25 protein-coding genes are annotated in these 25,880 nt (G+C 73.1%); 14 read left to right on the plus strand and 11 right to left on the minus strand.

The genetic code is table 11. The features are described 5' to 3' along the window. Nucleotides 1-182 precede the first annotated feature (182 nt). Both ACIBBF_RS19615 and dapD read right to left on the minus strand, forming a co-directional pair. The gene (locus ACIBBF_RS19615) at nt 183-1,136 is read right to left on the minus strand and encodes a hypothetical protein (protein ID WP_397416598.1); all 954 of its coding nucleotides are present in this window, start codon (nt 1,134-1,136) and stop codon (nt 183-185) included. A gap of 38 nt (nt 1,137-1,174) precedes the next feature. Beyond that, nucleotides 1,175-2,122, minus strand: a complete 948-nt coding sequence (gene dapD, locus ACIBBF_RS19620) for a 2,3,4,5-tetrahydropyridine-2,6-dicarboxylate N-succinyltransferase (protein WP_397416600.1) — start codon at nt 2,120-2,122, stop codon at nt 1,175-1,177. A gap of 42 nt (nt 2,123-2,164) precedes the next feature. Here dapD and dapE point away from each other — a divergent pair, with 42 nt between their 5' ends. From dapE to ACIBBF_RS19640, 4 genes are all read left to right on the plus strand, one after another. Further along, the gene (gene dapE, locus ACIBBF_RS19625) at nt 2,165-3,280 is read left to right on the plus strand and encodes a succinyl-diaminopimelate desuccinylase (RefSeq protein ID WP_397416602.1); all 1,116 of its coding nucleotides are present in this window, start codon (nt 2,165-2,167) and stop codon (nt 3,278-3,280) included. Nucleotides 3,281-3,289: 9 nt separating this feature from the next. Beyond that, nucleotides 3,290-4,138: a TIGR00730 family Rossman fold protein gene (locus ACIBBF_RS19630; RefSeq protein ID WP_397416604.1), complete on the plus strand. Its 849-nt coding sequence runs from the start codon at nt 3,290-3,292 to the stop codon at nt 4,136-4,138. 117 nt (nt 4,139-4,255) lie between these two features. Continuing rightward, on the plus strand, nt 4,256-5,218 hold the full coding sequence (folP, locus tag ACIBBF_RS19635) for a dihydropteroate synthase (protein ID WP_397416606.1): 963 nt from the start codon (nt 4,256-4,258) through the stop codon (nt 5,216-5,218). A 168-nt stretch (nt 5,219-5,386) separates the two neighbouring features. Then, nucleotides 5,387-5,554: a DUF3117 domain-containing protein gene (locus ACIBBF_RS19640; RefSeq protein ID WP_119138860.1), complete on the plus strand. Its 168-nt coding sequence runs from the start codon at nt 5,387-5,389 to the stop codon at nt 5,552-5,554. A gap of 30 nt (nt 5,555-5,584) precedes the next feature. Here the strand turns inward: ACIBBF_RS19640 and ACIBBF_RS19645 are convergent, their stop codons facing one another. Continuing rightward, nucleotides 5,585-6,157 carry an O-methyltransferase gene (locus ACIBBF_RS19645; RefSeq protein WP_397416610.1) on the minus strand — a complete coding sequence of 191 codons (573 nt, stop codon included), beginning with the start codon at nt 6,155-6,157 and terminating at the stop codon, nt 5,585-5,587. Between the two features lie 176 nt (nt 6,158-6,333). Between ACIBBF_RS19645 and sigE the strand changes: the two genes are divergently transcribed. The 6 genes from sigE to ACIBBF_RS19675 are packed head-to-tail and all read left to right on the plus strand — an operon-like array spanning nt 6,334 to nt 11,396. Then, nucleotides 6,334-6,933, plus strand: coding sequence for an RNA polymerase sigma factor SigE (sigE, locus tag ACIBBF_RS19650; RefSeq protein ID WP_397416613.1), 600 nt, complete (start codon nt 6,334-6,336; stop codon nt 6,931-6,933). Continuing rightward, entirely contained in the window at nt 6,933-7,883 is a 951-nt protein-coding gene (locus ACIBBF_RS19655) for a zf-HC2 domain-containing protein (protein WP_397416616.1), read from the plus strand. Before sigE ends, ACIBBF_RS19655 begins: the two co-directional genes overlap by 1 nt. Next, nucleotides 7,880-9,313 (plus strand): trypsin-like peptidase domain-containing protein, encoded by a 1,434-nt coding sequence (locus ACIBBF_RS19660; RefSeq protein WP_397416618.1) that lies wholly within the window; start codon nt 7,880-7,882, stop codon nt 9,311-9,313. Before ACIBBF_RS19655 ends, ACIBBF_RS19660 begins: the two co-directional genes overlap by 4 nt. 55 nt (nt 9,314-9,368) lie before the next feature. After that, nucleotides 9,369-9,749, plus strand: coding sequence for a twin-arginine translocase TatA/TatE family subunit (locus ACIBBF_RS19665; RefSeq protein WP_397416621.1), 381 nt, complete (start codon nt 9,369-9,371; stop codon nt 9,747-9,749). Nucleotides 9,750-9,789: 40 nt separating this feature from the next. After that, nucleotides 9,790-10,863 carry a tryptophan--tRNA ligase gene (trpS, locus tag ACIBBF_RS19670; protein ID WP_397416624.1) on the plus strand — a complete coding sequence of 358 codons (1,074 nt, stop codon included), beginning with the start codon at nt 9,790-9,792 and terminating at the stop codon, nt 10,861-10,863. Further along, a complete protein-coding gene (locus ACIBBF_RS19675) occupies nt 10,860-11,396 on the plus strand; it encodes a 2'-5' RNA ligase family protein (protein ID WP_397416627.1) in 537 nt (178 codons plus the stop codon). Before trpS ends, ACIBBF_RS19675 begins: the two co-directional genes overlap by 4 nt. 85 nt (nt 11,397-11,481) lie before the next feature. Here ACIBBF_RS19675 and ACIBBF_RS19680 read toward each other — a convergent pair whose 3' ends face one another. The 3 genes from ACIBBF_RS19680 to ACIBBF_RS19690 all read right to left on the minus strand — a co-directional run bounded on the left by ACIBBF_RS19680 (nt 11,482) and on the right by ACIBBF_RS19690 (nt 15,050). Continuing rightward, nucleotides 11,482-13,170, minus strand: coding sequence for a peptidase inhibitor family I36 protein (locus ACIBBF_RS19680; RefSeq protein WP_397416630.1), 1,689 nt, complete (start codon nt 13,168-13,170; stop codon nt 11,482-11,484). 94 nt (nt 13,171-13,264) lie between these two features. Continuing rightward, the gene (locus tag ACIBBF_RS19685; RefSeq protein WP_397416633.1) at nt 13,265-14,110 is read right to left on the minus strand and encodes a peptidase inhibitor family I36 protein; all 846 of its coding nucleotides are present in this window, start codon (nt 14,108-14,110) and stop codon (nt 13,265-13,267) included. A 58-nt stretch (nt 14,111-14,168) separates the two neighbouring features. Beyond that, nucleotides 14,169-15,050: a peptidoglycan DD-metalloendopeptidase family protein gene (locus ACIBBF_RS19690; protein ID WP_397416635.1), complete on the minus strand. Its 882-nt coding sequence runs from the start codon at nt 15,048-15,050 to the stop codon at nt 14,169-14,171. A 242-nt stretch (nt 15,051-15,292) separates the two neighbouring features. On the opposite strand from ACIBBF_RS19690, the gene ACIBBF_RS19695 reads away from it, so the two are divergent. Both ACIBBF_RS19695 and ACIBBF_RS19700 read left to right on the plus strand, forming a co-directional pair. Then, nucleotides 15,293-15,745 (plus strand): hypothetical protein, encoded by a 453-nt coding sequence (locus ACIBBF_RS19695; RefSeq protein WP_397416638.1) that lies wholly within the window; start codon nt 15,293-15,295, stop codon nt 15,743-15,745. A gap of 82 nt (nt 15,746-15,827) precedes the next feature. Then, a complete protein-coding gene (locus tag ACIBBF_RS19700; protein ID WP_397416640.1) occupies nt 15,828-16,904 on the plus strand; it encodes a hypothetical protein in 1,077 nt (358 codons plus the stop codon). 38 nt (nt 16,905-16,942) lie between these two features. On the opposite strand, the gene ACIBBF_RS19705 is transcribed toward ACIBBF_RS19700, so the two are convergent. Continuing rightward, the gene (locus ACIBBF_RS19705; protein ID WP_397416642.1) at nt 16,943-19,810 is read right to left on the minus strand and encodes an AfsR/SARP family transcriptional regulator; all 2,868 of its coding nucleotides are present in this window, start codon (nt 19,808-19,810) and stop codon (nt 16,943-16,945) included. A gap of 176 nt (nt 19,811-19,986) precedes the next feature. Between ACIBBF_RS19705 and ACIBBF_RS19710 the strand changes: the two genes are divergently transcribed. Beyond that, complete coding sequence (locus tag ACIBBF_RS19710; protein ID WP_397416644.1) at nt 19,987-20,874, plus strand: YihY/virulence factor BrkB family protein; 888 nt, start codon at nt 19,987-19,989, stop codon at nt 20,872-20,874. A gap of 36 nt (nt 20,875-20,910) precedes the next feature. Here the strand turns inward: ACIBBF_RS19710 and ACIBBF_RS19715 are convergent, their stop codons facing one another. From ACIBBF_RS19715 to sdhC, 4 genes are all read right to left on the minus strand, one after another. Continuing rightward, nucleotides 20,911-21,669, minus strand: a complete 759-nt coding sequence (locus ACIBBF_RS19715) for a succinate dehydrogenase iron-sulfur subunit (RefSeq protein ID WP_397416647.1) — start codon at nt 21,667-21,669, stop codon at nt 20,911-20,913. After that, entirely contained in the window at nt 21,669-23,501 is a 1,833-nt protein-coding gene (gene sdhA / locus ACIBBF_RS19720; RefSeq protein ID WP_397416649.1) for a succinate dehydrogenase flavoprotein subunit, read from the minus strand. The genes ACIBBF_RS19715 and sdhA overlap by 1 nt, the downstream gene beginning before the upstream one ends. A gap of 68 nt (nt 23,502-23,569) precedes the next feature. Next, nucleotides 23,570-24,034 carry a succinate dehydrogenase hydrophobic membrane anchor subunit gene (locus ACIBBF_RS19725; RefSeq protein ID WP_397416651.1) on the minus strand — a complete coding sequence of 155 codons (465 nt, stop codon included), beginning with the start codon at nt 24,032-24,034 and terminating at the stop codon, nt 23,570-23,572. Then, complete coding sequence (gene sdhC / locus ACIBBF_RS19730) at nt 24,034-24,417, minus strand: succinate dehydrogenase, cytochrome b556 subunit (RefSeq protein WP_397416653.1); 384 nt, start codon at nt 24,415-24,417, stop codon at nt 24,034-24,036. The genes ACIBBF_RS19725 and sdhC overlap by 1 nt, the downstream gene beginning before the upstream one ends. A gap of 269 nt (nt 24,418-24,686) precedes the next feature. On the opposite strand from sdhC, the gene ACIBBF_RS19735 reads away from it, so the two are divergent. Further along, entirely contained in the window at nt 24,687-25,820 is a 1,134-nt protein-coding gene (locus ACIBBF_RS19735; protein WP_397416656.1) for a mannose-1-phosphate guanylyltransferase, read from the plus strand. Nucleotides 25,821-25,880: the final 60 nt, after the last annotated feature.

Below are 25,880 nucleotides of genomic sequence, written 5' to 3' on the forward strand. Positions count from 1 at the left end.
GCGGCAGCATGCGCAACTACATGTTCGGCCCGTACCTGGGTGACGTCGCGCAGACGCTGTACGGCACGGCGTCGTCCCTCTGACCCACGGGCGCCGGGCCGGCCCCCCCCCCCCCCCCCCCCCCCCCCCGCCCCCCCCCCCCCCCCCCCCCCACCACGGGGTCGTTCCACCGTGGGGGAGGGCTACTCCGCGGCGTCCACCGTGATGGCGACCTCGCCCGGGGGCAGGCGGGTCTCCGCCGGGAGCCAGTCGGCCTTCTCGCGGAGCCAGACCTGGTCGGCCACCTGCACCTCGATCGCCTGCGTGGCCTGTGCGGTCGCCACGGCCCACTGGCCGGTCGCCCAGGCGCCACGGCCCGGGTCGTCCGGCGTGAGTGGTGTCGCGTCCACGGTCACCGTGGCCGACGCCGGGTCCTGCCGGCTCGGGTCGGTCGCCTCGGTGGCCGGCGCGAGCCCCAGGTCCCGGCCCAGCCGGCCCGCCACCACGTCGCGCGCGGCGTCCGGGGCCCGCTGGTCGCCGTCGGCCACCGGGGCGAGCTCGCAGGACAGGACCCCGCGGGAGTTGCCGGTCAGCGCGGACGCCCAGGCCCGCGACCGCATCTCGTGCTGCGCGTACGCGTCCGGGAAGGCCGAGCGCTGGACCGTCTGGGCGGCGTCGGTCACCGCCATGTCCTCGTAGCCCTCGACCTCCACGAGCATGTCGTAGAACGCGTTGGTCGAGTAGACGGGGTCCATGATCTGCTCCACCGTGCCCCAGCCCTGCGAGGGCCGCTGCTGGAACAGGCCCACCGAGTCGCGGTCACCGTGGTCGATGTTGATGAGCTTGGACTCCTGCAGGGCCGTGGCCAGGCCGATCGTCGTGGCCCGGGCAGGCAGCCCGCGCGCGACCGCGGTGCCCGCCACGAGCGCGGCGTTGTCGGCCTGGGCGGGTGACAGGAACCAGTCCGAACCGTCCAGCTCGGCGGTGCAGCGTTCGGTCACGGGTCCGCCGCCGGTCAGGCGGTTCAGCCCGACGACGACGCCGACGGTTGCGACGGCGCACACCGACCCGATGGCGACCAGGTACGTGAGGGCGCGCCGGAACGGGCGCCGCGGCGCGGGCGGGGCCGGCGGTTCGGCCGCGGCCAGCAGTGCCATTGCGTGCTCCCTGTGGTGCGGGGCGTCGGACGAGGGGGTCAGTTCGCGTGCAGCGCCTCGTTGAGCTCGATCCCCACGCCGGTCCGGTCGAGCACCTCGACGGCGCCGGTGGTCGAGTTCCGGCGGAACAGCAGGTTGCTGCGGCCCGCGAGCTCGCGCGCCTTGACGGGGGCGGTGCCGTCGCCGTACGGGTCGGCAGCGGCCCCGAGCACCGTCACCTTGGTGCCCGCGGTGAGGTACAGGCCGGCCTCGACCACGCAGTCGTCGCCGAGGGGGATGCCCAGGCCCGCGTTGGCGCCCAGGAGGCAGCGCTCGCCGAGCGACACCACCTCCTTGCCGCCACCGGACAGGGTGCCCATGATCGAGGCCCCGCCGCCGACGTCGGACCCGTCGCCCACGGTGACGCCCGCCGAGATGCGGCCCTCGACCATGGAGGCACCGAGCGTGCCGGCGTTGTAGTTGACGAAGCCCTCGTGCATCACCGTGGTGCCCGGGGCCAGGTGCGCGCCGAGCCGGACGCGGTCGGCGTCGGCGATGCGGACGCCCGACGGGAGCACGTAGTCGACCATGCGCGGGAACTTGTCCACGCCGTAGACGGTGACGAGGCCCCGGGCGCGCAGGCGCACGCGCGTCTCCTCGAAGCCCTCGACGGCGCACGGGCCGGCGCTGGTCCAGACCACGTTGGTCAGCACGCCGAAGATGCCGTCCAGGTTCAGCCCGTGCGGCCGGACGAGCCGGGCGGAGAGCAGGTGCAGGCGCAGGTAGGCGTCCGCGGCGTCCTTCGGCGGGTCGGCGAGGTCGATCGACGTGGTCACGACCTCGAGCCGGACGCGCCGCAGCTCGTCGCTGCCGGTGAGGGCCGTCAGCGACTCGGGCGGCGTGGCGTCGGCCGGGGCGTCGCCGAGGGCCGGCGCGGGGTACCAGGTGTCGAGGGTGGTGCCGTCGTCGGCGATCGTGGCCAGGCCGAAGCCCCATGCGGTCGTCATGCCTCCAGCCTAACGTCCGTGACCAGCGCCTAGGGTTGCCCTGTGGACACCCTGACCGACCCCGCGCCCCTCGACCCGTCGGACCTCGTCGGGCTCACCCGGGCCCTGTGCGACATCCCTTCCGTCAGCGGCGACGAGAAGGCCCTCGCGGACGCGATCGAGGCGACCCTGCGCGCCTGCCCGCACCTGGCGGTGGTGCGCGACGGCGACGCGCTGGTGGCCCGGACGGACCTGGGCCGCGACCGGCGCGTGGTGGTGGCCGGCCACATCGACACCGTCCCGATCGCCGACAACCTGCCGACGCGCCTGGAGGGCACGGGCCAGGACGCCGTGCTCTGGGGCCGGGGCACCGTCGACATGCTCGGCGGCGTGGCCGTCGCCCTCGCGCTCGCCACCGAGCTCGGTGCCCCCGGCACCACGCCCGCGCACGACCTGACGTGGATCTTCTACGACCACGAGGAGGTCGACTCGGCCCTCAACGGCCTGGGTCGCCTCGCGCGCAACCACCCTGACCTGCTGCGGGGCGACTTCGCGATCCTGGGCGAGCCCTCGAACGCGGGCATCGAGGGCGGGTGCAACGGCACGATGCGCGTGGAGGTGCGCACCCGCGGGGTCGCGGCGCACTCGGCGCGCGCGTGGACCGGCGAGAACGCGATCCACGCCGTGGCGCCCGTGCTCACGCGGCTCGCCGCCTACGAACCGCGTGCGGTCGAGGTGGACGGCCTCGTCTACCGGGAGGGCCTCAACGCCGTGCGGATCGAGGGCGGCATCGCGGGCAACGTCATCCCGGACGCCTGCACGGTCGAGGTGAACTACCGGTTCGCGCCGGAGCGTTCCGTCGCGGAGGCGGAGGCGCACCTGCGCGAGGTGTTCGAGGGGTTCGACGTGGTGGTGACCGACGCCGCGGGCGGCGCCCGGCCGGGCCTCGACGACCCGCTGGCCGCGCAGTTCGTGCGGTCGGTCCTGGACACCACGGGCGGGGAGCCGGCGCCCAAGTACGGGTGGACGGACGTCGCCCGGTTCGCCGAGCTCGGGGTGCCCGCCGTGAACTTCGGCCCCGGGGACCCGCTGCTCGCCCACAAGGACGACGAACGGCTGCCCGTGGCGCAGCTCGCGCAGTGCCGCGACGCGCTGCGGGCCTGGCTGCTGGACGACTAGTTTGGTCGCATGAGCGACGAAGGCATCCCACAGTCCGGCCGCGGGTACCGCCGCGGTCCGGTGCTGCTGCGCGGCAAGCAGATCCCCCGCACCACGACGGACCAGCGGCTCCTGGCGCCCGACCAGGACACGGAGTGGCTGCACTCCGACCCGTGGCGCGTGCTGCGCATCCAGAGCGAGTTCGTGGAGGGGTTCGGGGCGCTCGCCGAGCTCGGCAAGGCGGTGTCGGTGTTCGGCTCGGCACGGACCAAGCCGGACCACGCGGACTACCAGGCCGGCGAGACCGTCGGCCGGCTCCTGGTGGAGGCCGGGTACTCCGTCATCACGGGCGGCGGCCCGGGCGTCATGGAGGCCGCGAACAAGGGTGCCGCGCAGGCGGGCGGCACCTCGGTGGGCCTGGGTATCGAGCTGCCTTTCGAGCAGGGCGTGAACGAGTACGTGAACCTGGGAATCAACTTCCGGTACTTCTTCGCGCGAAAGACGATGTTCCTGAAGTACGCACAGGGATTCATCGTCCTTCCCGGTGGTTTCGGCACCTTTGACGAGCTGTTCGAGGCCGTCACCCTGGTGCAGACGCACAAGGTCACCCAGTTCCCGATCGTCCTGGTGGGCACGGAGTACTGGAGCGGCCTGCTGGAGTGGGTGCGGTCCACCGCGCTCGCGCACGGCACCATCAGCGACGTCGACCTCGACATCGTGCACCTGACCGACGACCCCGCCGAGGCGGTGCGGCACGTGGTGCAGCGCGCGCACCAGATCGCCGCGGAGAAGGCGGCGCTCCAGGCGGCCGCGGCCGCCGAGCGGGCCACCGAGGACGCGGCCGAGCCGGTGCTGCCCCGCTCGCTGGGCGGCTCGTAGGTGGACCGTCCGGGCGACGGCGGCAGGGTCGGCGACCCGGACGCCGGCGGTCGGGTCGTGGGTCAGGAAGCGCGTCAGGAAGCGCGTCAGGGGGCCGGCCAGGGTGCGGTGCAGGGCATGAGGCAGGGCGTGGTCCCGCCGCCGTCCGCCCCGCTCGTGCTGCGCGGCCGGGAGCTGGGCCGGGACGGGCACGCCGTGCGCCCCGTCGTGATGGCGGTGCTCAACCGCACCACCGACTCGTTCTACGCCCCGGCCCGCCTGCCCGACGACGCCGCGGCGCTGGCCGCCGCCGAGCGCGCGTACGCGGACGGCGCCGAGATCCTCGACGTCGGCGGCGTGCGGGCCGGGACCGGGGCGCCGGTCGACGAGGCGGAGGAGATCCGGCGCGTGGTGCCGTTCGTGGCGGCGGTCCGGGCGGCCGTGCCGGACCTGCTGGTCTCGGTCGACACCTGGCGCGCGGGGGTGGCCCGCGCCGCGATCGACGCGGGGGCAGACCTCGTCAACGACACCTGGGCGGGTCACGACCCGCGCCTGGTGGAGGTGGCGGGCGCGGCCGGCGTCGGCGTCGTCTGCTCCCACACGGGCGGCGCGCTGCCGCGCACCGACCCCTACCGCGTGGAGTACCCCGCGGCAGCGGAACCGCAGGTCAGCAGGGTTCCGGACGGGTCCGGGGCGGGGGAGGGCGGGCTCCTCGCCGACGTCGTGGAGACGCTGCGGCGCAGCGCGGAGCGCGCCGTGGCGTGCGGTGTGCCGCGCGCGTCCGTGCTCGTGGACCCGACCCACGACTTCGGCAAGAACACCTGGCACTCCCTGGAGCTGCTGCGCCGTACGGGAACCCTGGCGGGGCTGGGGTTCCCGCTGCTCATGGCGCTGTCCCGCAAGGACTTCGTGGGCGAGACGCTGGACCTGCCGCCCCAGGAGCGGCTGGAGGGCACCCTGGCCGCGACGGCCGTGGCGGCCTGGCTCGGCGCACGCGTCTTCCGGGCGCACGACGTGCGGGCGACGCGGCGCGTCCTGGACCTCGTGGCGGCCGTCCGCGACGAGGCCCCGCCGGCCGCCGCGCTGCGCGGTCTCGGCTGACCCGGCGGTGGACGGGTCCCGCGACGAACAGGCGGTGTTCGCCCGGACCCGCGCGGGACAGGTGGAAAGTAAGGGGCGCCAATTGAACTAGAATGGGTCCGTGCCCTCGGCATTCGCCGGGAACATGAATGCTGCTACACACCGGACAACGGAATGGGAGAGCCACACATGGCTGCGATGAAGCCGCGGACGGGTGACGGACCGCTCGAGGTCACCAAGGAGGGGCGCGGCATCGTGATGCGTGTGCCGCTCGAGGGCGGCGGCCGGCTCGTCGTCGAGCTCAACGCGACCGAGGCGAGCGAGCTCGGCGACGCTCTCCAGACCGTCGTCGCCTGAATCCTTCTCGTCCCGGTCGTCCGCCGCGGGTCAGCGGCGGACGGCCAGCAGCAGTCCGTCCCCGCTCGGCAGCATGGCAGGCAGCACCCGTTCGTCGTTCCGCAGCGTCCGGCCCACCTCACGCACCACGGTGGTGAGCTCGTCGCGGCGTGCGGGGTCGGCCACCCGGTCCCGCAGCAGGGCTCCGTCGACGGCGAGCACACCGCCCGGCCGCAGCAGCCGCAGCGCCTCGTCGACGTACTCCGGGTACGACAGCGGGTCGCTCGCGACGAGCACGAGGTCGTACGCGCCGTCCGCCAGCCGGGGCAGCACGTCCCCCGGCCGCCCGGGGATGATGCGGGTGCGCTGCGGCGCGACGCCGTCCTCCGCGAACGCGACCCGCGCGGCCCGCTGGTGCTCCACCTCGCGGTCGATGGTGGTGAGCTGACCGTCGTGGGGCATGCCCCGCAGCAGCCAGAGCGCGGCGACGCCGGCACCCGTGCCGACCTCGACCACCGCGTGCGCCCCGGTCGCGGCGGCCAGCACGCGCAGCACCGCGCCGACACCCGGGAGCACGGCCGGCGTACCGAGCTCCGCGGCCCGTTCGCGGGCACGCAGCAGCACCTCGTCCTCGGGGACGAAGGCCTCGCTGTAGACCCAGGCCGCGACCCTGCCGTGGCCGGACGGCTCCGCTGTGCTGATGGCTTCCTCCGCTGGACCTGTCCAGATGTGTGCATCACGTGCGGCGTCAGGGTACAGCCCGTGGGAACGACTGGGCCGACACGTACGTTGAGAGGACGATGACTTCTGTGAGTACTCGCGCAGCAGATCCAGGTGCGTCGACCCCGACCGGGGCCGGCGCCGCCGACATGCCCTGGCAGCCGCCCACGTGGGAGGAGATCGTGCGGGAGCACTCCGCACGCGTCTACCGCCTCGCGTACCGGCTCACGGGCAACAAGCAGGACGCGGAGGACCTCACGCAGGAGACCTTCATCCGGGTGTTCCGGTCGCTGTCCAGCTACACCCCGGGCACGTTCGAGGGCTGGCTGCACCGCATCACCACCAACCTGTTCCTGGACGGCGCGCGCCGCAAGAAGCGCATCCGCATGGAGGCGATGGGTGACGACGACGGGCACGTCGCCGACACCGGTGACTTCGGCCGCCCGGAGCGCGGGTACGAGCACGCGAACCTCGACCAGGACGTGCAGCGGGCGCTCGACGCGCTGCGCCCCGAGTACCGCGCCGCCGTCGTGCTGTGCGACATCGAGGGCCTGAGCTACGAGGAGATCGCCGTGACCCTGGGCGTCAAGCTCGGCACCGTGCGCTCCCGGATCCACCGGGCCCGGGCCCAGCTCCGCGACGCGCTGGAGCACCTCGCGCCGACCCGCGGGGGTGCCTGATGGGGCACCTCGGCGACCTGATCAGCGCGCTGGCCGACGGGCAGCTGTCGCCCGCGGACACCGAGAAGGCGCTCTCCCACGTGACGACGTGCCGCCTGTGCGCCCGCGAGCTGGACACGGCTCGCGCGGCCCGGCGTGCGCTGTCCTCCGCCGCCGACGTCGTGCCGGACCCGGCCCTCACCGCACGTCTCATGGCGCTGCAGGCGAGCATCCCGCCCACCGACGAGGACCCGCTGCGGCGTCCGCTGCTGGGGCCGGACCCGCTCTCGGTCCCGGCCTGGCAGACAGCCTCGTTCACCGGTGGCGGCGGTTTCGACGGCAGCCTCGACAAGCCGGCGCGCCGCCGCCGGACCACCCGGATCGCGGCGCTCGGCGTGGGCGGCGTCGGGGTGCTGGGCCTGGCCCTCTTCACGCTCGGTGACGTCCCCGTGGTGTCCCCGCAGCTCTCTGCCCAGACCAGCATGACGATGCTCGGCCGCACGGGGCCCGACACCGCGGCGGCGGGCCAGGACGTGCTCGCCACGCTGGAGGGCGGTTCCGGCGGACGGACCTCCGCGGCGCTCGACTGGGTGGCCGACAACGGCTGGGTGGCTCCGTCCGACCTGCCCGACGGCTACACGGTCTCGGCCATGCGCCTCGTGGGCGACCAGGGCCAGACGCTGGAGATCGACCTGACGGGCCCGTCGGGCCGCGCGGTGGTCCGGGAGCGCCCGGGTCAGCTCGCCCAGGACGGCGCGACGACGGTGGGCGGTGTCCAGGTGCTGGCCACCGAGCCCGCCCATGTGGCGTGGCAGTCCGACGACATGGTGGTGGACGTCGTCGCGGAGGCACCGGAGGAGGTGCTGAGCGAGCTCGTGGCGTCGTTCGGTGAGCATGGCTACGATGCCGGGGTCCTGCCCCGCATCGCCCGCGGGTGGCACACCGTGACAGGAGCCATCGAGAGCCCATGACCGACGAGAACCCGTTCGCGCCGCCCACGCCGCGAGCAGCAGTGCCTCCGCCGAAGGAACCGTCGGCCCCGGCCACCCGGTCCGACGCCGATGTCCCGGCGCCCGGTGCACCGGCAGCGGGCGCCGAGGGCGAGCACGGGCAGGCGCAGGGCACCGCACAGCTCCCGGCGCGGCCGGCCGAGCGACCCACGGAGCAGCTCCTGGCCACGGTCCCCCTGCCGTCCCCGGCGGCGCCGGACGAGGCCGGGCCGGCCGACGCGGCCACGCCGCACCCCGAGGGTTCGCATCCCGACGCCCCGCACCCGGCGCCGTCGCCGCGCACCCGTCGCGGGCGGCTCGGTGCCCGCTCCGTGGCGGCCGTCGTGCTGCTGGGCCTCGTCGCGGGGGCCGGCGGCGGGGTGGCCGCCTACGGCCTGCTGGACGCCCAGGACTCCGCCCGCCCGGCGGACGCCGCGCTCCCGGAGCCCGCCGCCGGTGCCACCCACGTGGACCGGCCCGAGGGGTCGGTGGCGGCCATCGCCGCCGCCGCGCTGCCGAGCGTCGTGTCGATCGAGGTGCGTGCCGAGCAGGGCGTCGCCACGGGCTCCGGCATGATCCTCAAGGCCGAGGGCTACATCCTCACCAACAACCACGTGGTGGCCGAGGCGGCGTCGGGGGCGGACGTCACCGTCACGTTCGCCGACGGCCACGAGCAGCCCGCCGAGCTGGTCGGCACCACGCCGGACTACGACCTCGCGGTGATCCGCGTCGACGAGACCGGCCTGACGCCGCTCGTGCTGGGCGACTCGGACGACGTCGTGGTCGGTGACTCCGTGCTCGCCGTCGGCTCGCCCCTCGGGCTGGAGGCGACGGTCACCACGGGGATCGTCAGCGCGCTGCACCGCCCCGTGAAGGCCGGCGAGGCGGCCGAGGCGGCGTTCATCGACGCGATCCAGACCGACGCCGCGATCAACCCCGGCAACTCGGGCGGCCCGCTGGTCAACACGGCGGGCGAGGTGATCGGCATCAACTCCGCCATCGCGCAGGGGCCGGGCACCGCCGCGGCCACGGGCAACATCGGGCTCGGCTTCGCCATCCCGTCCAACCAGGCCCGGCACACCGCCGAGCAGCTCATCGAGACGGGCACGGCGACGTTCCCGGTCATCGGCGTGCTGCTCGACCCCACCTACCAGGGCGAGGGCGTCCAGGTGTCGGAGGAGCCGCAGCAGGGCACGCCCGCGGTCACGCCGGGTGGCCCGGCCGACCAGGCGGGCGTGAAGCCCGGCGACGTGATCCTGGCGATCGACGGGCGTCCCGTGTCGGTGGCGGACGAGCTGATCGTCGCGATCCGCGCGAAGGCGCCGGGCGACCCGGTGACGCTCCAGGTGCGGTCCGGTGGCGACGAGCGCGAGCTGCGCGTCGTCCTCGAAGAGCGGTCGAGCGGCCAGTGAGCGGGGTTCACCGGGTGTTCTCCGGCGCTTCCGGCGACACGAGTAGGCTCTGACCGTGTTCGGCATCAACGGCTGGGAATTCGTGATCATCATCGTGGTCGCGATGCTCGTCATCGGCCCGGAACGACTGCCCGGCTACGCGGAGCAGCTCGGGTCCTTCGTGCGGCGTGGACGCGACATGCTCCAGAACGCGAAGGCCCGCGTGGACGACGAGCTGGGGCCCGAGTTCAGCGACGTCGACTGGTCGAAGCTCGACCCGCGCCAGTACGACCCGCGCAAGATCGTGCGCGACGCCCTGCTGGACGACGGCCCGTCGACCTGGTCGCGCCCGTCTGCGGCGGCGGCCGCGGCCGGTGCGGCGAACGGAACACCCGCGTCGCCCGCCGAGGCGTTCGCGGAACCCGGGAAGGCGCCGTACGACGACGAGGCGACCTGACGATTCGGTGAGCGCGCATGGACCTGCCAGAATGTTGGCCATGTCCACCGAATCCCCGACCACGGCCGGCACGCCGGCAGGCGCCGACCGCGGTGCCGCGCCGCGCATCTTCTCCGGGATGCAGCCCACCGACGGCTCGCTCCACCTGGGCAACTACATCGGCGCCCTGTCGCAGTGGATCGCGCTGCAGGACTCCTACGACGCGCTGTACTGCGTGGTCGACCTGCACGCCCTCACGGTGAACCCGGACCCCGCACTGCTGCGGGAGCGCACGCGCCGCACGGCCGCGCAGTACCTGGCCGGGGGCATCGACCCCGAGCGGTCCGTCCTCTTCGTGCAGTCGCACGTGGCGGCGCACGCGGAGCTCGCCTGGCTGCTGAGCTGCCAGACCGGGTTCGGCGAGGCCGGGCGGATGACGCAGTTCAAGGACAAGTCCGCCAAGCAGGGCAACGACGGGACCACGGTCGGTCTCTTCACCTACCCCGTGCTGATGGCGGCGGACATCATGCTGTACGACGCCGCGCTGGTCCCCGTCGGCGAGGACCAGCGCCAGCACCTGGAGCTCACCCGGGACCTCGCGACCCGGCTGAACGCCCGCTTCGGCGAGGGCACCGCCGTCGTCCCCGAGGCGCACATCGTCAAGGCCGTCGCGAAGATCCAGGACCTGCAGGACCCGAGCGCCAAGATGAGCAAGTCCAGCACGGGCGGCAAGGGCGTCGTCTGGCTGCTGGAGGACCCGAAGAAGGCGGTCAAGGCCATCAAGTCGGCCGTGACGGACGCCGACGAGTCGTACGGCGTACGGTTCGACCCGGCCGCGAAGCCCGGCATCTCGAACCTGCTGACGATCTTCTCGGCCGTGACCGGCCGCGACGTCGACACCATCGCGAAGGAGTACGACGGCCGCGGCTACGGCTACCTCAAGGTGGACCTGGCCGACGCCGTCGTCGCCTTCCTGGAGCCGTTCCAGGAGCGGGCGAACACCTACCTCGCGGACCCCGCGCAGCTCGACAAGGTGCTGGCCGACGGCGCCGACCGGGCCCGCGCGATCGCCCGCCCCGTGCTGGACCGGATGTACGAGCGGTTCGGGCTGTTGCCCGCGCGAGGCGAACGGTGAACCTCCCCGAGCGGGGACCAGGCCAGATCCGCATAGGGATCGCCATCGAGATCCCGGAGCCCTACGCCGCGGAGCTGAGCGCGGCGCGGGTGGCCGCGGACGACCCGCTCGCGAGGTTCATCCCTCCGCACATCACGCTGCTGGGTCCCACGGTGCTGGAGGCCGGCCAGCTCGCCGAGGCGCGCGAGCACCTCGCGGCCGTGGCGGCCGCCGCACCGCCCTTCCGGGTGCAGCTGCGCGGTACGGCCACGTTCCGGCCGATCTCGCCCGTGGTGTTCGTGGCCCTGTCCCAGGGCATCGCCGAGTGCGAGCAGCTCGAGTCGAGCGTGCGTTCCGGGATCCTCGACGGTGAGCTCCGGTTCAACTACCACCCGCACGTGACCATCGCCCACGAGGTGCCCGACAGCGCCCTCGACAAGGCGTTCGAGGCGATGGCGGACTACTCCGCCGAGTTCGACGTGGACCGCTTCTTCCAGTACGAGCACGGCGACGACGGGATCTGGCGCCCGCAGGCGGCGTTCCCCCTCGGCTGACGCGAGCCTCGGGAGCACGGCGCGGAAGCCGTGCGCCCGCCGCCCCGCCGCGCCGACGTCGAGGCCGGGGCGGCGGGGCGAGGCGTCAGCGGACCGTCGCCGACGCGGCGTCGAGCACGTGGCGGGTGCCGTGCTCGTCGACCAGCTCGAGCACGGCACCGTGTGCCGTGACCACGCGCAGCGCCCCGGTACCCGGCAGGTCCACGGTCCGGTGCGAGGCGGTCATCAGACCGGTCCCCGTCGTGGCGACCAGCACGCGTCCGAGGGTCCGGTCCTCGCCCGAGCGCCCTGCCCACACCATCAGCGTCCGGCCGCCGGCGTGACCGACCCACCTGTTGCTCCCGAGCAGCTCGGCGCCGCGCACCGGCGCCTCGGCGTCGTCGAAGATGCCGGCCGGCCAGGCCGCGGTCCGTGCCGCCGCCGACGCGACAGCCCCGGTCTCGTCCTGCCCGGCCGCAGCGACCAGGTCCTCCTGCCAGTAGATGCTGGTCGGCGCTCCCGGCGTGGTCGCGGTGCGGCTGTCGCTGTCCACCTGCTCGTCGAGCTGGAGCCACGACGCCGTCGGGGAGTTGTCCGTTCCCTCGCAGCCGCGCTGGTCACAGGCACCACGCTGGGACATCACGCCGGGGAACGTCAGCTTGGCGCCCTTGCCGTAGGCGTAGAGCGACAGGAACTTCCACTGCTTCGCCTGTGACCCGGAGGTGGTGTAGATCTCGGGCAGCGGCTGGGCGGCGCCGCTGGTCGAGACGTACCAGATGGTGTCGGCGGTCAGTCCCGGGTTGCAGGATCCCGCCGAGGGGACCGACGTCGTCGGGCACCCGTCGGCACTGCCGAAGTTGACCAGCGGGGGACGGCCCGACACCCCGTTGTAGCCGTTGAGCCAGGCGCGGGACTGGGAGTTGAGCCCGGACGTCGAACCCCAGGCCTCGAAGTCGTTCGCGCCCCACGCGGTGGCCTGCGGGTAGCCCGCCAGGTCGGCGGCGGCGTTCTTGGCGGCCGTGGCGAGCGCGGCGCCCGCGGCACCCGTCAGGGCGCTGCCGGGCGTGTTGTTCGTGCCCAGGCCGATGCGCAGGCGGGAGGCGGTGTCCGACCCGGTGCAGTCGTCGTACCCCTTGCCCATCGCGACGACCATCTGCCGGGCGGCGGAGAACTGCCGGTCGGCCCCGCCGAAGTAGGACAGCACGTGCACGCCGTCCGACCCCAGGGTGGTCTTGCCGAAGGCCAGGACGACCACGGTGGTCTGCGTGCCGGCCCGGCTCGCGTCCCGGGTGCCCATCGTGCAGCCCGTGTCGTACGCCCAGCTCGTGTCCTGGACCGAGACGTAGTAGCTCGCGTGCGACGGGGGAGCCGTGACGAACGGGCCGAAGCGGTGCGAGGCGTTGTTGTTCTTCAGGGTGCTGTTGAGGTTCACCTTCGCGCCCGCGGCGACCTCCTGGTAGGTGCCGCCGTACTCCGAGTTGTAGTAGACCCGGACCGGCTTCGCCGAGCGGTTCCAGACCGAGGCGGCGTCGTTCTTGAGGCACAGGCCCTGGCCCGCTCCCGCGCCCTTGAAGTCGTAGCACGACGGCTGCTCCGTGCCGTAGTCGCCCACGGAGACGTCGAAGTCCGAGATCGACCCTGCGTGGTCGCTGTTGTAGTAGTAGCAGAACTCCCCGGCGTCGCAGATGCCGTCGCGGGTCGCCGCCTGGGCTGCGGTTCCCGGTACGACGACTGCTGCGGCCACTGCGGCGGCGGTGGCCACCAGGGCGGCGAGGCGCCTCATGGTGCGTGACATGTTCTCTCCCGGTCGTGGGGTACGGGTCGTGGGTGGCCTGGCAGCACCGGGGGCGCGCCCGAGCGGGCGCGCCCCCGGCACCGTCTCCGTCAGGTCAGTGGTTGACCTGGAACCAGGGCTGCGCCCAGCCCAGGTAGGTGTAGCCCCACTCGCTCTCGACCTCTGCGATCGTGGCCGTGGAGATCCTGTTGTAACCGTCGATGTCGTTCGAGACGAAGGTTCCGCCGCCGACCGAGATCATCACGTGGCCGTACTCGCCGCCACGGAAGAACGCCAGGCCCCCGGCGGGGACGCTCCGGTCACCGGCGTTCCGGTGGGTCGAGGGGATCTGGCCCCAGTGCACGATGGCGCTCACCGAGCCGCTGTTGGCGTGGCCGTAGGCGTTGGCCACGAAGCGGTCGCAGAGACCGCCCCAGCCCGTCGCGCCCACCTTGCTGTTGGCCCAGGACACCGCACCGGCGCAGGTGCGGGGGTTGTCGAAGGAGTTCTTGCAGGTCTCCGTCCGCAGCGGCGTGACGTCGTGGGAGGCGTTGTTGTTCTTGACCGCGGCCGTCAGGTCGCGCTTGGCACCCGCCGCGACGGTGTCCCAGGTGCCGCCGAAGTCGGAGTTGAAGTGCACCCGCACCTGGCCGCCGGTCCGGTTCCAGACCGAGGCCGCGTTGTTCTTGATGCACTGGTTGTACCCGGCCTTGCCCGCGGTACGGAAGACGTAGCACGTGGCCGGGTCGGTCCCGTAGTCGGCGAGGTCGGCCGCCGGGTGGTCGGAGATCGACCCGGCGTTGTCGCTGTTGTAGTAGTAGCAGAACTCGCCCGCGTCGCAGACGCCGTCGCGGGTGGCGGCCTGCGCGGGCGCGGCGGTCAGCGTGCCGACCGCGAGGCTGCTCGCGAGGGTCAGCACCGCCACGAGTCCTGTGGTGAGGCGCTTTCTCAGCTGTTCCATGCTCGTCTCGCTCTCGTCGTCGGGTTCAGGGGGCGGGGTCCAGGGGCCTGGCTCGGGTTCACGAGGAGGGGCAGCTGCTGGTCCGGGCCAGGTTCTTGGTCCCGTAGTAGATGGGGTTGCCGCTGGCGAAGGTGGCCCGGATGACGGAGCCGTCCTTCTTCTGCTCGTAGTGCAGGTGAGGCCCGGTCGAGCCGCCGGTCGAGCCGACGCGCCCGATCCAGGTGGTGGCGCTGACGTCCTGGCCCACCGAGACGTTGAAGCTCTGCAGGTGGGCGTACAGGGTCTGGTAGCCGCCCGCGTGGGTGATCACGATGTACTTGCCGTAGGAGGTGTTGCCGAGGTCGCGCACCGTGGTGACCTCGCCGGCGGCCGACGCGTAGACCTTCCAGCCCTCGTCCGGGTCGTGGTTGAAGTCCACCGCGAGCTGGGGGCTGTGGTTCGTGCGGGTCTGGGCGGACCAGGTCTCGCCGCAGGGGAACGGCACCTGGAACGTCCCGGTGGTGCGCAGCGGCGTGACGTCGTGCGAGGCGTTGTTGTTCTTGACCGCGGCCGTCAGGTCGCGCTTGGCACCCGCCGCCACCGTGTCCCAGGCCCCGCCGAAGCCCGAGTTGTAGTGCACCCGCACCTGCACGCCCGTGCGGTTCCACACCGAGGCGACGTTGTTCTTGATGCACTGGTTGTACCCGGCCTTGCCCGCGGTGCGGAAGACGTAGCACGTGGCGGGGTCGGTGCCGTAGCTGCTGACGTCGGCCTTCCCGTGGTCGGAGATCGACCCGGCGTTGTCGCTGTTGTAGTAGAAGCAGATCTCGCCCTCGTCGCAGACACCGTCGCGGGTGGCGGCCTGCGCCGGGGCCGCCGCCACGGTGCCCACCAGGAGGCTGCCCAGCAGCGCCAGCACCACCGCCAGCGCCTTGGCGGCGCGCATCCTTGTCCGTTCCATCACTTGGCTCCTCGCTCGTGAAGGGATCTCTCGTCGCGAGCGTGCGCCCGCGGTCTATGCGACACCTATGCGCGGTCTCACTCCTGGGGCGAAGACGGGGCACAGGGCGGACGTAGGTGGTCGCCGCAGGCTGGGCGTTGCCCCGGCGTGGCCATGGGCCGGTGCGCGACTGGCCCGGCCAGGAGACGTCGGACGAAGAGGCCCGGCGAGGTCCCGGGCACACCCGAGAGAAGAGGAACATCATGCGAATTCGATCGCGACTTGTCGCCGGCGGGGCGTCGGTGCTGCTCCTGACGACGCTGCTCGGTGCCGTCGGCGCAACGTCCGCCGAGGCCCGGTGCAACGGCGCGGGCAACGGGATCACCAGCACCATGTCCTACAACGGTGTCGAGCGGGCGCGGGAGATCCCGAACTCGGGGACGTGCAACAGCGACGGCGAGTACCACGCCACGCTGAAGGACTCCTACTCGGACGGCAACACCGTGCGGTTCCGGTGGGACGGCAACGGTGACGGCAACTACACGACCGAGGCCTCCACGGGCACCTCCGTCGGGTTCGTCGCGACCGACAACACGAGCGCCGCCTACGAGCAGCTCTGCATGGTGACCGAGACCGGCACGCCGTACTGCGGGTTCGGCAGCAACTCCGCACGGGGCTGGGGCAACGGTGGCCGGGGTCTGAACACGGGCTTCTGACCCCAGGGCGCCGGCTGCCGGGGTCTGCGGGTTCCGGCAGCCGACGCCGTCCGCGCCCGGCCCGACGAAGGGAGAGTCGTCCATGCGTCTGCGAGGTCCCCGGTGGTCCGCCGTCCTCACCTGCCTGATCGTGCTCGGGGTCCCGGCCTGCTCCGCGCCCCCGTCGGCCGAGCCGGGGGACACCCGCCTGCCCGCCGCCGCCCCCGTGTCCTGGACCGCGCCATCGGGCGCGGACCGACTGGTGCCCCAGATCTTCTTCCAGGCTCGGCAGCCCGAGGGATCGACGGCCACGCCCGTACCGCTCTTCGAGGTCCTGCCCGACGACGACGTGCGGCTGCTGCCGACCGGCGAGGTCGAGGGCCTGGTGGTGGACGGCGTCCAGCCGACGTCCGACGGGGTGGTCCTGTACGGGACAGCGGGCGAGGACGCGGACGGAGGGCTGCGGCGCGAGCTCGTGGCGCTGGACGACGACGGCGCCGTGCGCTCGCGCGAGGAGGTGTCGCTGGCGGGCCGGGGGACCGGGCTCCTCGGCGCGCCCGATACCTCGACCACGATCCTGCAACGGGTGGGGAAGGACGGCGACGGCCTGCCGGCCGGACCGGTCGAGGTGACGGTGCGCACCGCGACGGACGAGGCGGTGCTGGCGACGAGGCAGGATCCGGTGGCGGCCGGCGCCGTCGCCGGGAACCGGCTCGTGCTGGCCGGTGGTGGCCAGTCGTTCGACGGGGAACGGATGATCCCGTGCTGGCTCGAGGTGCTGCGGACCGACGTCGTGCGCGACCGGGCGCAGCGGGGCGCCCGGAGCACGACCGGCGCGCTCCCCGGGTGCGAGATGGTCCACGGACTGAGGGTCTCGCCCGACAGCCGGTGGGCGGCCGTCGCGTTCCAGACGCAGGCTCCGCCGCAGATGCAGGTGTCGATCGTCCGCCTCGCGGACCTCGCGGTGGTCGGCACGCGCGAGGTGGGTGTCCCGGTCGGGGCGTGCGACAGCTGCCAGTTCCCGGCGCTCGCCGGCTACCTGGGGATGGCGTGGGCCGACGACCGCACGCTGCGCGTGGCCCGGATGACCGACCTGCCGCTGACCATGCATCAGGACCAGATCGCGGACGAGCTGCGACGTCACCTCGACGTGCTGGCGATCACGGTGCCCGCCGGGTGACCGTGGCCGCGTCGGTCATGGCCCGGGCGTCGCGAGGCTCAGGGTGCGGGTGGGGCGACCAGCTCGCCGTCGAGGTCGTTCAGCAGCGTGCGGCAGCGGTCCTCCTCGTCCCACAGGCCGGCGAGGTGGAAGAGCCGGGCGGCCTCGGTCAGCGCGGACCCGGCCCCGGCGGCGTCGGCCAGGTCGGCGAGCACCGGCCCCGTCTGCAGCAGCGCCATGGCGGTGCACCGTTCGTCGTGCAGGTCCCGGAACAGCTCGAGGGACCGCTCCAGGTGCGCCGCTGCCTCCCGCGGACGGCCCGACTCGCGTTCGAGCGAGCCGAGGTCGCGCAGCGTGACGGCCTCACGGTGCAGGTCACCGGTCTCCCGGGCGAGCCGGAGCGCCGCGTCGTACCACGGTCGTGCCTCGGCGGGCCGCCCCTTCGCCACGAGGATCCGCCCGATCGAGCCCCGGAGCAGCGACTCCTTGGGCACGTCGCCGGTCTCGACCATCACGGCGAGCGCGGTGCGTGCGCACTCCTCCGCCTCGGTGAGGCGGCCGCGCAGCCGGTGGACGGTGCCCAGCCCGGCGAGCGCCAGGGCGGCGCCCTTCGTGTGCCCGGCGGACTCGTGGGCGGCCGCGGCGTCCCCGAAGTGCCGGGCGGCCTTCTCGAGCCCGCCGGTGTAGAGCAGGGCCTGGCCCAGCCCGCGCAGCAGCTCTCCGCGGTCGGTGGCGTCCAGGCCGGGGCAGGACAGCATGAGCTCGTGGCTGGTGCGCCAGTCGTCGTAGAGCGCCTGCTCGTCGTACAGGGGAGCGAGGGTGCTGACCAGGCGCCGCCCCGGTCGGGCCAGCGCCCATTCGCGGGCCAGCCGGACGGCCGCGAGCAGCGCCTGGCGCTCCGCGGCGAGCCAGGCCGGCGCGTCGGGGTCGACCTGCTCCGCGAGGCGCGCCACCGCCCCCGGGGGGTCCTGCGAGCCGGGCGCGTCGAGCGGGTCGAACAGGCTGGGCGGGCCGCCCTCGCGCTGGTGCCGCACGAGGTGCTCCCATGTGCCCACGACACGCCGGGCGGCCGCGCGGCACACGTCCTCACCACGGTCCAGCGCCCGTTCGCGGGCGTGGGCCCGGACGAGGTCGTGCATCCGGTAGCGGGCCTGGCCCACGGCGTCGTGCCGGGCCGGCTGCAGCAGACCGGCGTCGACCAGCAGGTCGAGGACCCGCTCGTGGTCGGGGTCGTCCGTCAGCGCGCCGAGCACCCAGCCGGGCACGTCGTGGGGGCCGAGCAGACCGAACAGGTCGAACCCGAGCTGCGCGTCCGGCGCCAGGGAGGTGACGGAGAGGTCGAGGCTGGCCCGCAGGTCGAGGTCGCCCAGGCGCATCTCGGCCAGGCGGCGGGACTCGTCCGAGAGCCGCAGCCGGAGCTGGCGCAGCGGCCAGGACGGACGCCCGACCAGCCGGCCGCCGATGATCCGGATCGACAGCGGGAGGTAACCGCACAGCCGGACGATCGCGCGCGCCTCGGCAGGCTCCTGCTCGATCCGTTCCCGGCCTACGATCCGGGCGAGCAGCTGCTCCGCGTCGTCCGGGGGCAGCGCGTCGATGTGCAGGTGGCGCGCGCCCGGCAGGTCGGTGAGCGTGGAACGGCTCGTGACGATCACCGTGGACGTGCCGGTGGGCGGCAGCAGCGGGAGCACCTGGGCGGCGGTGGCCGCGTCGTCCAGCACGAGGAGCGTGCTGCTGTCCGCGAGCATCGAGCGCAGCAGCGCCGAGCGTGCGTCGACGGAGCTCGGCAGGGGGTGCCCGAACCGGCCGAGCGAGTGGAGCATGGTCGCCAGGAGCTCGGTGGGCTCACCCGGGCTCGTCGACGTGCCGGCGAGGTCGAGGTAGAGCTGCGCGTCCGGGTGCCGGTCGCGGATCGACCGGGCCAGGTGCACCGCGAGCGTCGACTTGCCCGTCCCGGGTGCACCGCTCAGCACGACGACCAGCGGTGCGTCGGAGGACTCGTGCTCGCGCACGAACGACTCCAGCTCGGCCACCTCCTGGGTGCGTCCCGCGAAGTCCGCCACGCCGGGCGGGAGCTGCCGGACCGGAGCGGCCGTGGTCCCCGCACCGGTGGCGGGCACGGCCCGGGCCGCCGGGCCGACGGCGGTGGCGGGCGCGTCGGCCCCGGCCGCGGACCCCGCGGCGGCAGGCGGCAGGTTCCGGTCCAGGATCTGCTGGTAGACCGTCTGGGTGGCCTGGCTCGGGTCGGTCCCGAGCTCCTCGGCCAGGGTCTCGCGGAGCCGCCCGTACTCCTGGAGCGCCTCCGCCTCGCGTCCGGAGCGGTACAGGGCGACCAGCAGCTGGCGCCGGAGGTCCTCGCGGAACGGGTGCCGGGCGACCTGCTCGTGCAGCTCGTCGATGACCGCCGCGTGCTCGCCGCACTCGATGCGTGCCTCCAGCCGGTGCTGCTCCGCGGTCGCGCGCAGGTTCTCCAGCCGCAGGGCGAGCGCCGTCGCCACGCCGCCGGGCGGGTACCCGTCGAACGGCGCGCCACGCCACATGGCCAGCGCCTCGTCCAGCGCCTGCCGCGCGCCGTCGAGCGCGCCCGTGCGGAACAGGTCGAGCCCGGCCTCGACGCCGGACGCGAACCGGTCCGCATCGACGCCGAGGGGACCGAGCGACAGCAGGTAGCCGTCGGTGGACCGCCGCAGCGCGGCGCCGTCGTCGTCGTGCAGGAGCTGGCGGAGCTTGTGGACGCTGCCGTACACCTGGGTCGGGGCCGACTTGGGTGCGCGCCCCGCCCAGACGTCGTCGATGATCTGGTCCACGGGGGCAGGCCGGGGCGCCCGCGCGACCAGGCTGCCCAGCACCGCGCGGCCCCGGCCGGTCACGGGGTGCCACGTCCGGCCGTCGCTGATCTCCAAAGGTCCCAGGATCCTGACGCGCATGGCCGAGCTCCGTTCGTCCCCCCATGTGGACCGCCGACGTCGTCGCCGTCCCTCCGGCAAGGCCAGATGCTAGCTCGCGCGGCCACGGGGGCGCCCCTGAAGTCGGGCGTGGCCGCCGACATGTCACGCCGCGTTCACGCCGCGGCAACCCCGGGGGACGCATAGGCTCTGACCCGATGAAGCGGCTGATCGAGCTCGGCAGGACGGCCTGGACACGCTGGGAGGCGACGAGAGCCGCCCGTGCGCTGGACCGGTTCAACACGGCGAACGGGTCGGTGCTGAGCGGGGGCATGGCGTACGCGGCCCTGTTCTCGCTGTTCGCGGCCCTGGCCATCGGGTACACGGTGTTCGTCCGCGTGCTCGGCGGCGACGCCGGGCTGCGGGACGCGGTGCTGGCCCAGGTGGACGCCTGGGTGCCGGGCCTCGTGGACACGGGCGACGGCGGCGTGCTGTCGCCGTCCGACCTCGTGCTCTCCACCGGCCTGAGCTGGACGTCGGTCGTGGCGGCAGTGGTGCTGCTCTGGTCGGCCACGGGGTTCATGGGCGCGCTGCGCAGCTCGGTCCGCGCCATGTTCGGCGAGACGGACAGTGCGGGCAACCCCGTCACGGAGCGGCTGCGGCAGCTCCTGGGCTTCGTGCTGCTGGGGGCCGGCGTGCTGGTCACCGCCGCCGCGAGCGTGGCGGTCTCGGCGGCGGTGCCGTGGCTGCTGGAGGCGCTGGGGCTCGACGGCGGCGCGGTCTCGTTCGCGGTGCGCGCGGGCGGTGCCCTGGTGACGCTCGTGCTCGACGCCGCGGTCGTGGCCGCCGTGGTGCGCTGGGTGGGCGGTGCGCGCCCCGTGCGCCGGGACCTCGTGGTGGGTTCACTGGCGGTCGGCGTCGTCGCCGGGGCGCTGCGCTACCTCGGCACCGAGGTGGTCGCGGGGGCGGCGTCCCGCAACGCCCTGCTGGCGTCCTTCGCGGTGGTCGCCACCATCCTGATCCTGGTCAACCTGCTGGCCCGTGTGCTGCTCATGGCCAGCGCCTGGATGGCGGACCCGCCGCAGAAGCAGCAGGACCAGGGCTGAGCGCCCTGGTCCTGCTGCTTCTGCGGCGGGGTGGGATCAGAACGCGCGGGTGATCATCGCGCGCTTGACCTCCTGGATCGCCTTGGTGACCTCGATGCCGCGGGGGCAGGCCTCGGTGCAGTTGAAGGTCGTGCGGCAGCGCCACACGCCCTCCTTGTCGTTGAGGATCTCCAGGCGCTGCGAGCCACCCTCGTCACGGCTGTCGAAGATGAAGCGGTGCGCGTTCACGATCGCGGCCGGGCCGAAGTACTGGCCGTCCGTCCAGAACACCGGGCAGGACGACGTGCACGCGGCGCACAGGATGCACTTGGTCGTGTCGTCGAACCGCGCGCGGTCCTCGGGGGACTGGTAGCGCTCCTTGGAGGGCTCGTTCCCCGTGGTGATGAGGAACGGCATGATCTCGCGGTAGGAGGCGAAGAACGGCTCCATGTCGACCACGAGGTCCTTGACGACCGGCAGGCCCTTGATGGGCTCGACGGTGATCGGCTTGTCGGGGTTGACGTCCTTCAGGAGCGTCTTGCAGGCCAGGCGGTTGCGGCCGTTGATCCGCATCGCGTCCGAGCCGCACACGCCGTGCGCACAGGAGCGGCGGAACGTGAGCGAGCCGTCCTCGTCCCACTTGATCTTGTGCAGGGCGTCGAGGATACGGTCGGTGCCGTGCGCCTCGACGGTGAAGTCCTGCCAGGTGGCCTCGTCGGACACCTCGGGGTTGAACCGCCGGATCCGCAGCGTGACCGTGAACGAGGGGATCTCGCCCGCGGGGGTCGGTGCGGCGGCTTCGAGTGTGGCAGTCATCAGTACTTACGCTCCATCGGCTCGTACCGGGTCTGGATGACGGGCTTGGAGCCCAGGACGACCTTGTAGCCGTCGAACTCCTCGACGTGGTCGAAGTAGCCCTCCACGTGGCCCTCGGCCTGGTCCGACGCCTCGGGCGGACGTCGGTAGGCCATCGTGTGCAGCATGTAGTTCTTGTCGTCGCGGTCGGGGAAGTCCTCGCGGTAGTGACCACCGCGCGACTCCTTGCGGTTGATGGCCGCGACCACCGTGACCTCGGCGATGTCCAGCAGGAAGCCCAGCTCGATGGCCTCCAGCAGGTCGGTGTTGAACAGCTTGCCCTTGTCCTGCACCGACGCGTTGCGGTAGCGCTTCTGCAGCTCGCGGATGTCCGACAGGGCCTGGTTCAGCGACTCGCCGGTACGGAACACCTGGGCGTTGAGGTCCATGGTGTCCTGCAGCGCCTTGCGGATGTCCGCCACGCGCTCGCCCTCGGGCCGGTTGCGCATCTCGTCGAGCTGCGCCACCACCCGGGCCGTCGGGTCCTCGGGCAGGTCGTGGAACTGGGCCGTCTTCGCGTACGCGGCGGCGGCCCGGCCGGACCGCTTGCCGAACACGTTGATGTCCAGCAGCGAGTTGGTGCCGAGGCGGTTGGAGCCGTGCACCGACACGCACGCGACCTCGCCGGCGGCGTAGAGCCCCTTGACGACGTTGACGCCGTCGCGCAGCACCTCGCCCTGCACGTTGGTCGGCACGCCGCCCATCGCGTAGTGGGCCGTGGGGTAGACCGGGACGGGCTCGGTGTACGGCTCGATGCCGAGGTAGGTGCGCGCGAACTCCGTGATGTCCGGGAGCTTGGCGTCGATGTGCGCCGGCTCCAGGTGCGTCAGGTCGAGCAGCACGTAGTCCTTGTTCGGGCCGGCACCGCGGCCCTCGCGCACCTCGTTCGCCATCGACCGGGCCACGATGTCGCGCGGCGCCAGGTCCTTGATGGTGGGGGCGTAGCGCTCCATGAAGCGCTCGCCCTCGGAGTTGCGCAGGATGCCGCCCTCGCCGCGGGCGGCCTCCGACAGGAGGATGCCCAGGCCCGCGAGGCCTGTCGGGTGGAACTGGAAGAACTCCATGTCCTCCAGCGGCAGGCCGCGGCGGTACGCCAGGGCCATGCCGTCACCCGTGAGGGTGTGGGCGTTCGAGGTGGTCTTGAAGATCTTTCCCGCGCCGCCGGTGGCGAAGATGATCGCCTTGGCCTGGAACACGTGGATCTCGCCGGTGGCCAGGTCGTACGCGACGACGCCGGTGGCGTTGACCTCCTCGCCGTCCGCGATCTCCTCGGTGGTGAGGTCGTGGTCGGTGATGAGGTCCAGCACGTAGAACTCGTTGAAGAACTCGACGTCCTGCTTCACGCAGTTCTGGTAGAGCGTCTGGAGGATCATGTGGCCGGTGCGGTCGGCGGCGTAGCACGCGCGGCGCACGGCGGACTGGCCGTGGTCCCGGGTGTGCCCGCCGAACCGGCGCTGGTCGATCTTGCCCTCGGGGGTGCGGTTGAACGGGAGGCCCATCCGCTCCAGGTCGAGGACCGACTCGATGGCCTCCTTGGCAAGGATCTCGGCCGCGTCCTGGTCGACGAGGTAGTCGCCGCCCTTGACGGTGTCGAACGTGTGCCATTCCCAGTTGTCGTCCTCGACGTTGGCGAGGGCCGCGGCCATGCCGCCCTGGGCGGCACCCGTGTGGGAGCGGGTGGGGTACAGCTTGGAGATCACCGCGGTGCGGGCCTCCTTCGACGACTCCAGGGCGGCTCGCATACCTGCGCCGCCGGCGCCGACGATCACGACGTCGTACTGATGGGTCTGCATCGGGCTCGATGCCTCCTGCTATGAGGTTCGGAGTGTGGGGCTGGGGGTGTGCCGGTCGTGCGGGAGCGCTAGGCCGTGCAGAAGGAGGCGAGCAGCTCTGCGGGCGCGTCCGGCGGGCACGGGTCGAACGTGAAGATCACGAGGGTGCCCAGCACGACCACGACGGTGAACGCCAGGAAGAGCAGGCCCTTGAGGATGCCGCGCGTCAGGTCCCGGGTGGCGTAGTCGTTGATGATGGTGCGCACGCCGTTGGTGCCGTGGATCATGGCGAGCCACAGCATCAGCAGGTCCCAGACCTGCCACATCGGGTTGGACCACTTGCCGGCCACGAAGCCGAAGTCGATGGCGTGCACGCCGTCGCCGACCATCAGGTTCACGAAGAGGTGGCCGAAGATGAGGACGAGCAGCACCACCCCGGACGCCCTCATGAAGACCCAGGAGTAGAGCTCGTAGTTGCCGCGCGTCGTCTTGCGGCGTGCGTACGGGGAGCGCGGGGAGTCGACCTTCGCGACCGCTGCGGTGCCGTGTGTCATCAGTGACCCCCCGAGAAGACGTTGATGAGGTGACGCGGCAGGAAGCCCGCCATCGTCACGACGAAGAGACCGACGACCACCCAGAGCATCGTCTTCTGGTACCTCGGGCCCTTGGCCCAGAAGTCCACCAGCAGGATGCGGATGCCGTTGAAGGCGTGGAAGACGATCGCCGCGACGAGGCCGGCCTCGCCGAGACCCATGATCGGGGTCTGGTACGTGCCGATCGCTGCGTTGTACGCCTCGGGGGACACGCGGACCAGCGCGGTGTCGAGCACGTGCACGAGCAAGAAGAAGAAGATGAGCACGCCGGTCACGCGGTGCGCGACCCACGACCACATGCCTTCTCGGCCGCGGTACAACGTGCCTGCTGGTGCGGTGGGCACTTCGGGAGCCTCCTATGGCTGTCCGGCTGGGGGGTGGCTGGTCCCCACTGTAATGACAACTGGTCGCCTCGATCGCCGCCCGGCAGCCCTGACGGGCATCAAGACGCGGCCTTTGTGACTGATCCCACAGGGGAGATGTCGCCGCTTCGGGCACCCGTCAGGTTGCTCGTGCGTTCCGCCCGGGCCCGACCCTGGGATCAGCCAGGGTTCGCCCGGAATTCGGCGATCTTTGGCTGCGGGAACGGTGTCCGGCTGACATCCTGCGGGGCATGACTTCGGCCGCCGACCTATCGTCCCCGATCGACGACTTCTTCGCAGTGGTACCGGCCGGTGGGTCCGGTACCCGGCTCTGGCCGCTCTCGCGCGGCGGGGAGCCCAAGTTCCTGCACGACCTGGTGGGTGCGGGCGAGTCCCTGCTCCAGGCCACGGAGCGCCGGCTGCGGCCGCTGGCGGGCCCCGACGGCGTCGTGCTGGTCACCGGCGAGCAGCACGTCGCCGCCTGCCGTGCGCAGCTGCCCGGGCTGTCCGACACCGCGGTGCTGGCCGAGCCCGCCCCGCGCGAGTCCATGGCGGCGATCGGCCTGGCGGCCGCGGTGCTGGAACGGCGGCACGGCGACGTGGTGATCGGCTCGTTCGCGGCCGACCACGTGATCAACGGGACGCGCGCGTTCCAGCTCGCCGTCCGTGAGGCCGTGGCCGCCGCGCGGGCCGGGTACGTCACCACCGTCGGCATCGCCGCGTCCCGCCCGTCCACGGCGTTCGGCTACGTGCGCTCGGGCGAACCGCTCGGCGTCGAGGGTGCCCCGCACACGCTGCACGTGCGGGGGTTCACGGAGAAGCCCGACGCCGCGACCGCGCGTGCCTACCTCGCCTCGGGGGAGTACCGGTGGAACGCGGGCATGTTCGTCTCGCGCACCTCCGTGCTGCTGGGCCACCTCGGCGAGCAGCGACCGGCGTTGCACGACGCGCTGCGCCGCGTCGCCGACGCCTGGGACACGCCGCGGCGGTCCACCGTGCTGGCGCAGGAGTGGCCGGGCCTGGAGAAGATCGCCATCGACCACGCGGTGGCCGAGCCGGTGGCCGCCGCGGGCGGCGTGGCCGTGGTGCCGGGCACCTTCGGGTGGGACGACGTCGGGGACTACAACTCGCTCGCCGTGCTCCTGCCGTCCGACGACGACCGCGGCGCCAAGGTGCTCGGTGACCCCGGCGACGTGCTGCGCATCGAGAGCGCGGGGTCGGTGGTGGTCCCGGCGTCGGGCCGGCTCGTGACGGTGCTGGGGCTGGACGACGTCGTCGTGGTGGACACCCCCGACGCGCTGCTGGTCACCACGCGGGCCCGGGCGCAGCAGGTCAAGGACGTCGTGGCGGCGGTGCGCGAGCGGGGGCGCGAGGACCTGCTCTGAGCCGCCCACCCGGTTCTCGTGCGACGGGCCGGGGGTGCGTATCAGGCTTGTCCGAATGGT

The organism is Promicromonospora sp. NPDC050880, assembly GCF_044456525.1.
GTDB lineage: Bacteria > Actinomycetota > Actinomycetes > Actinomycetales > Cellulomonadaceae > Promicromonospora.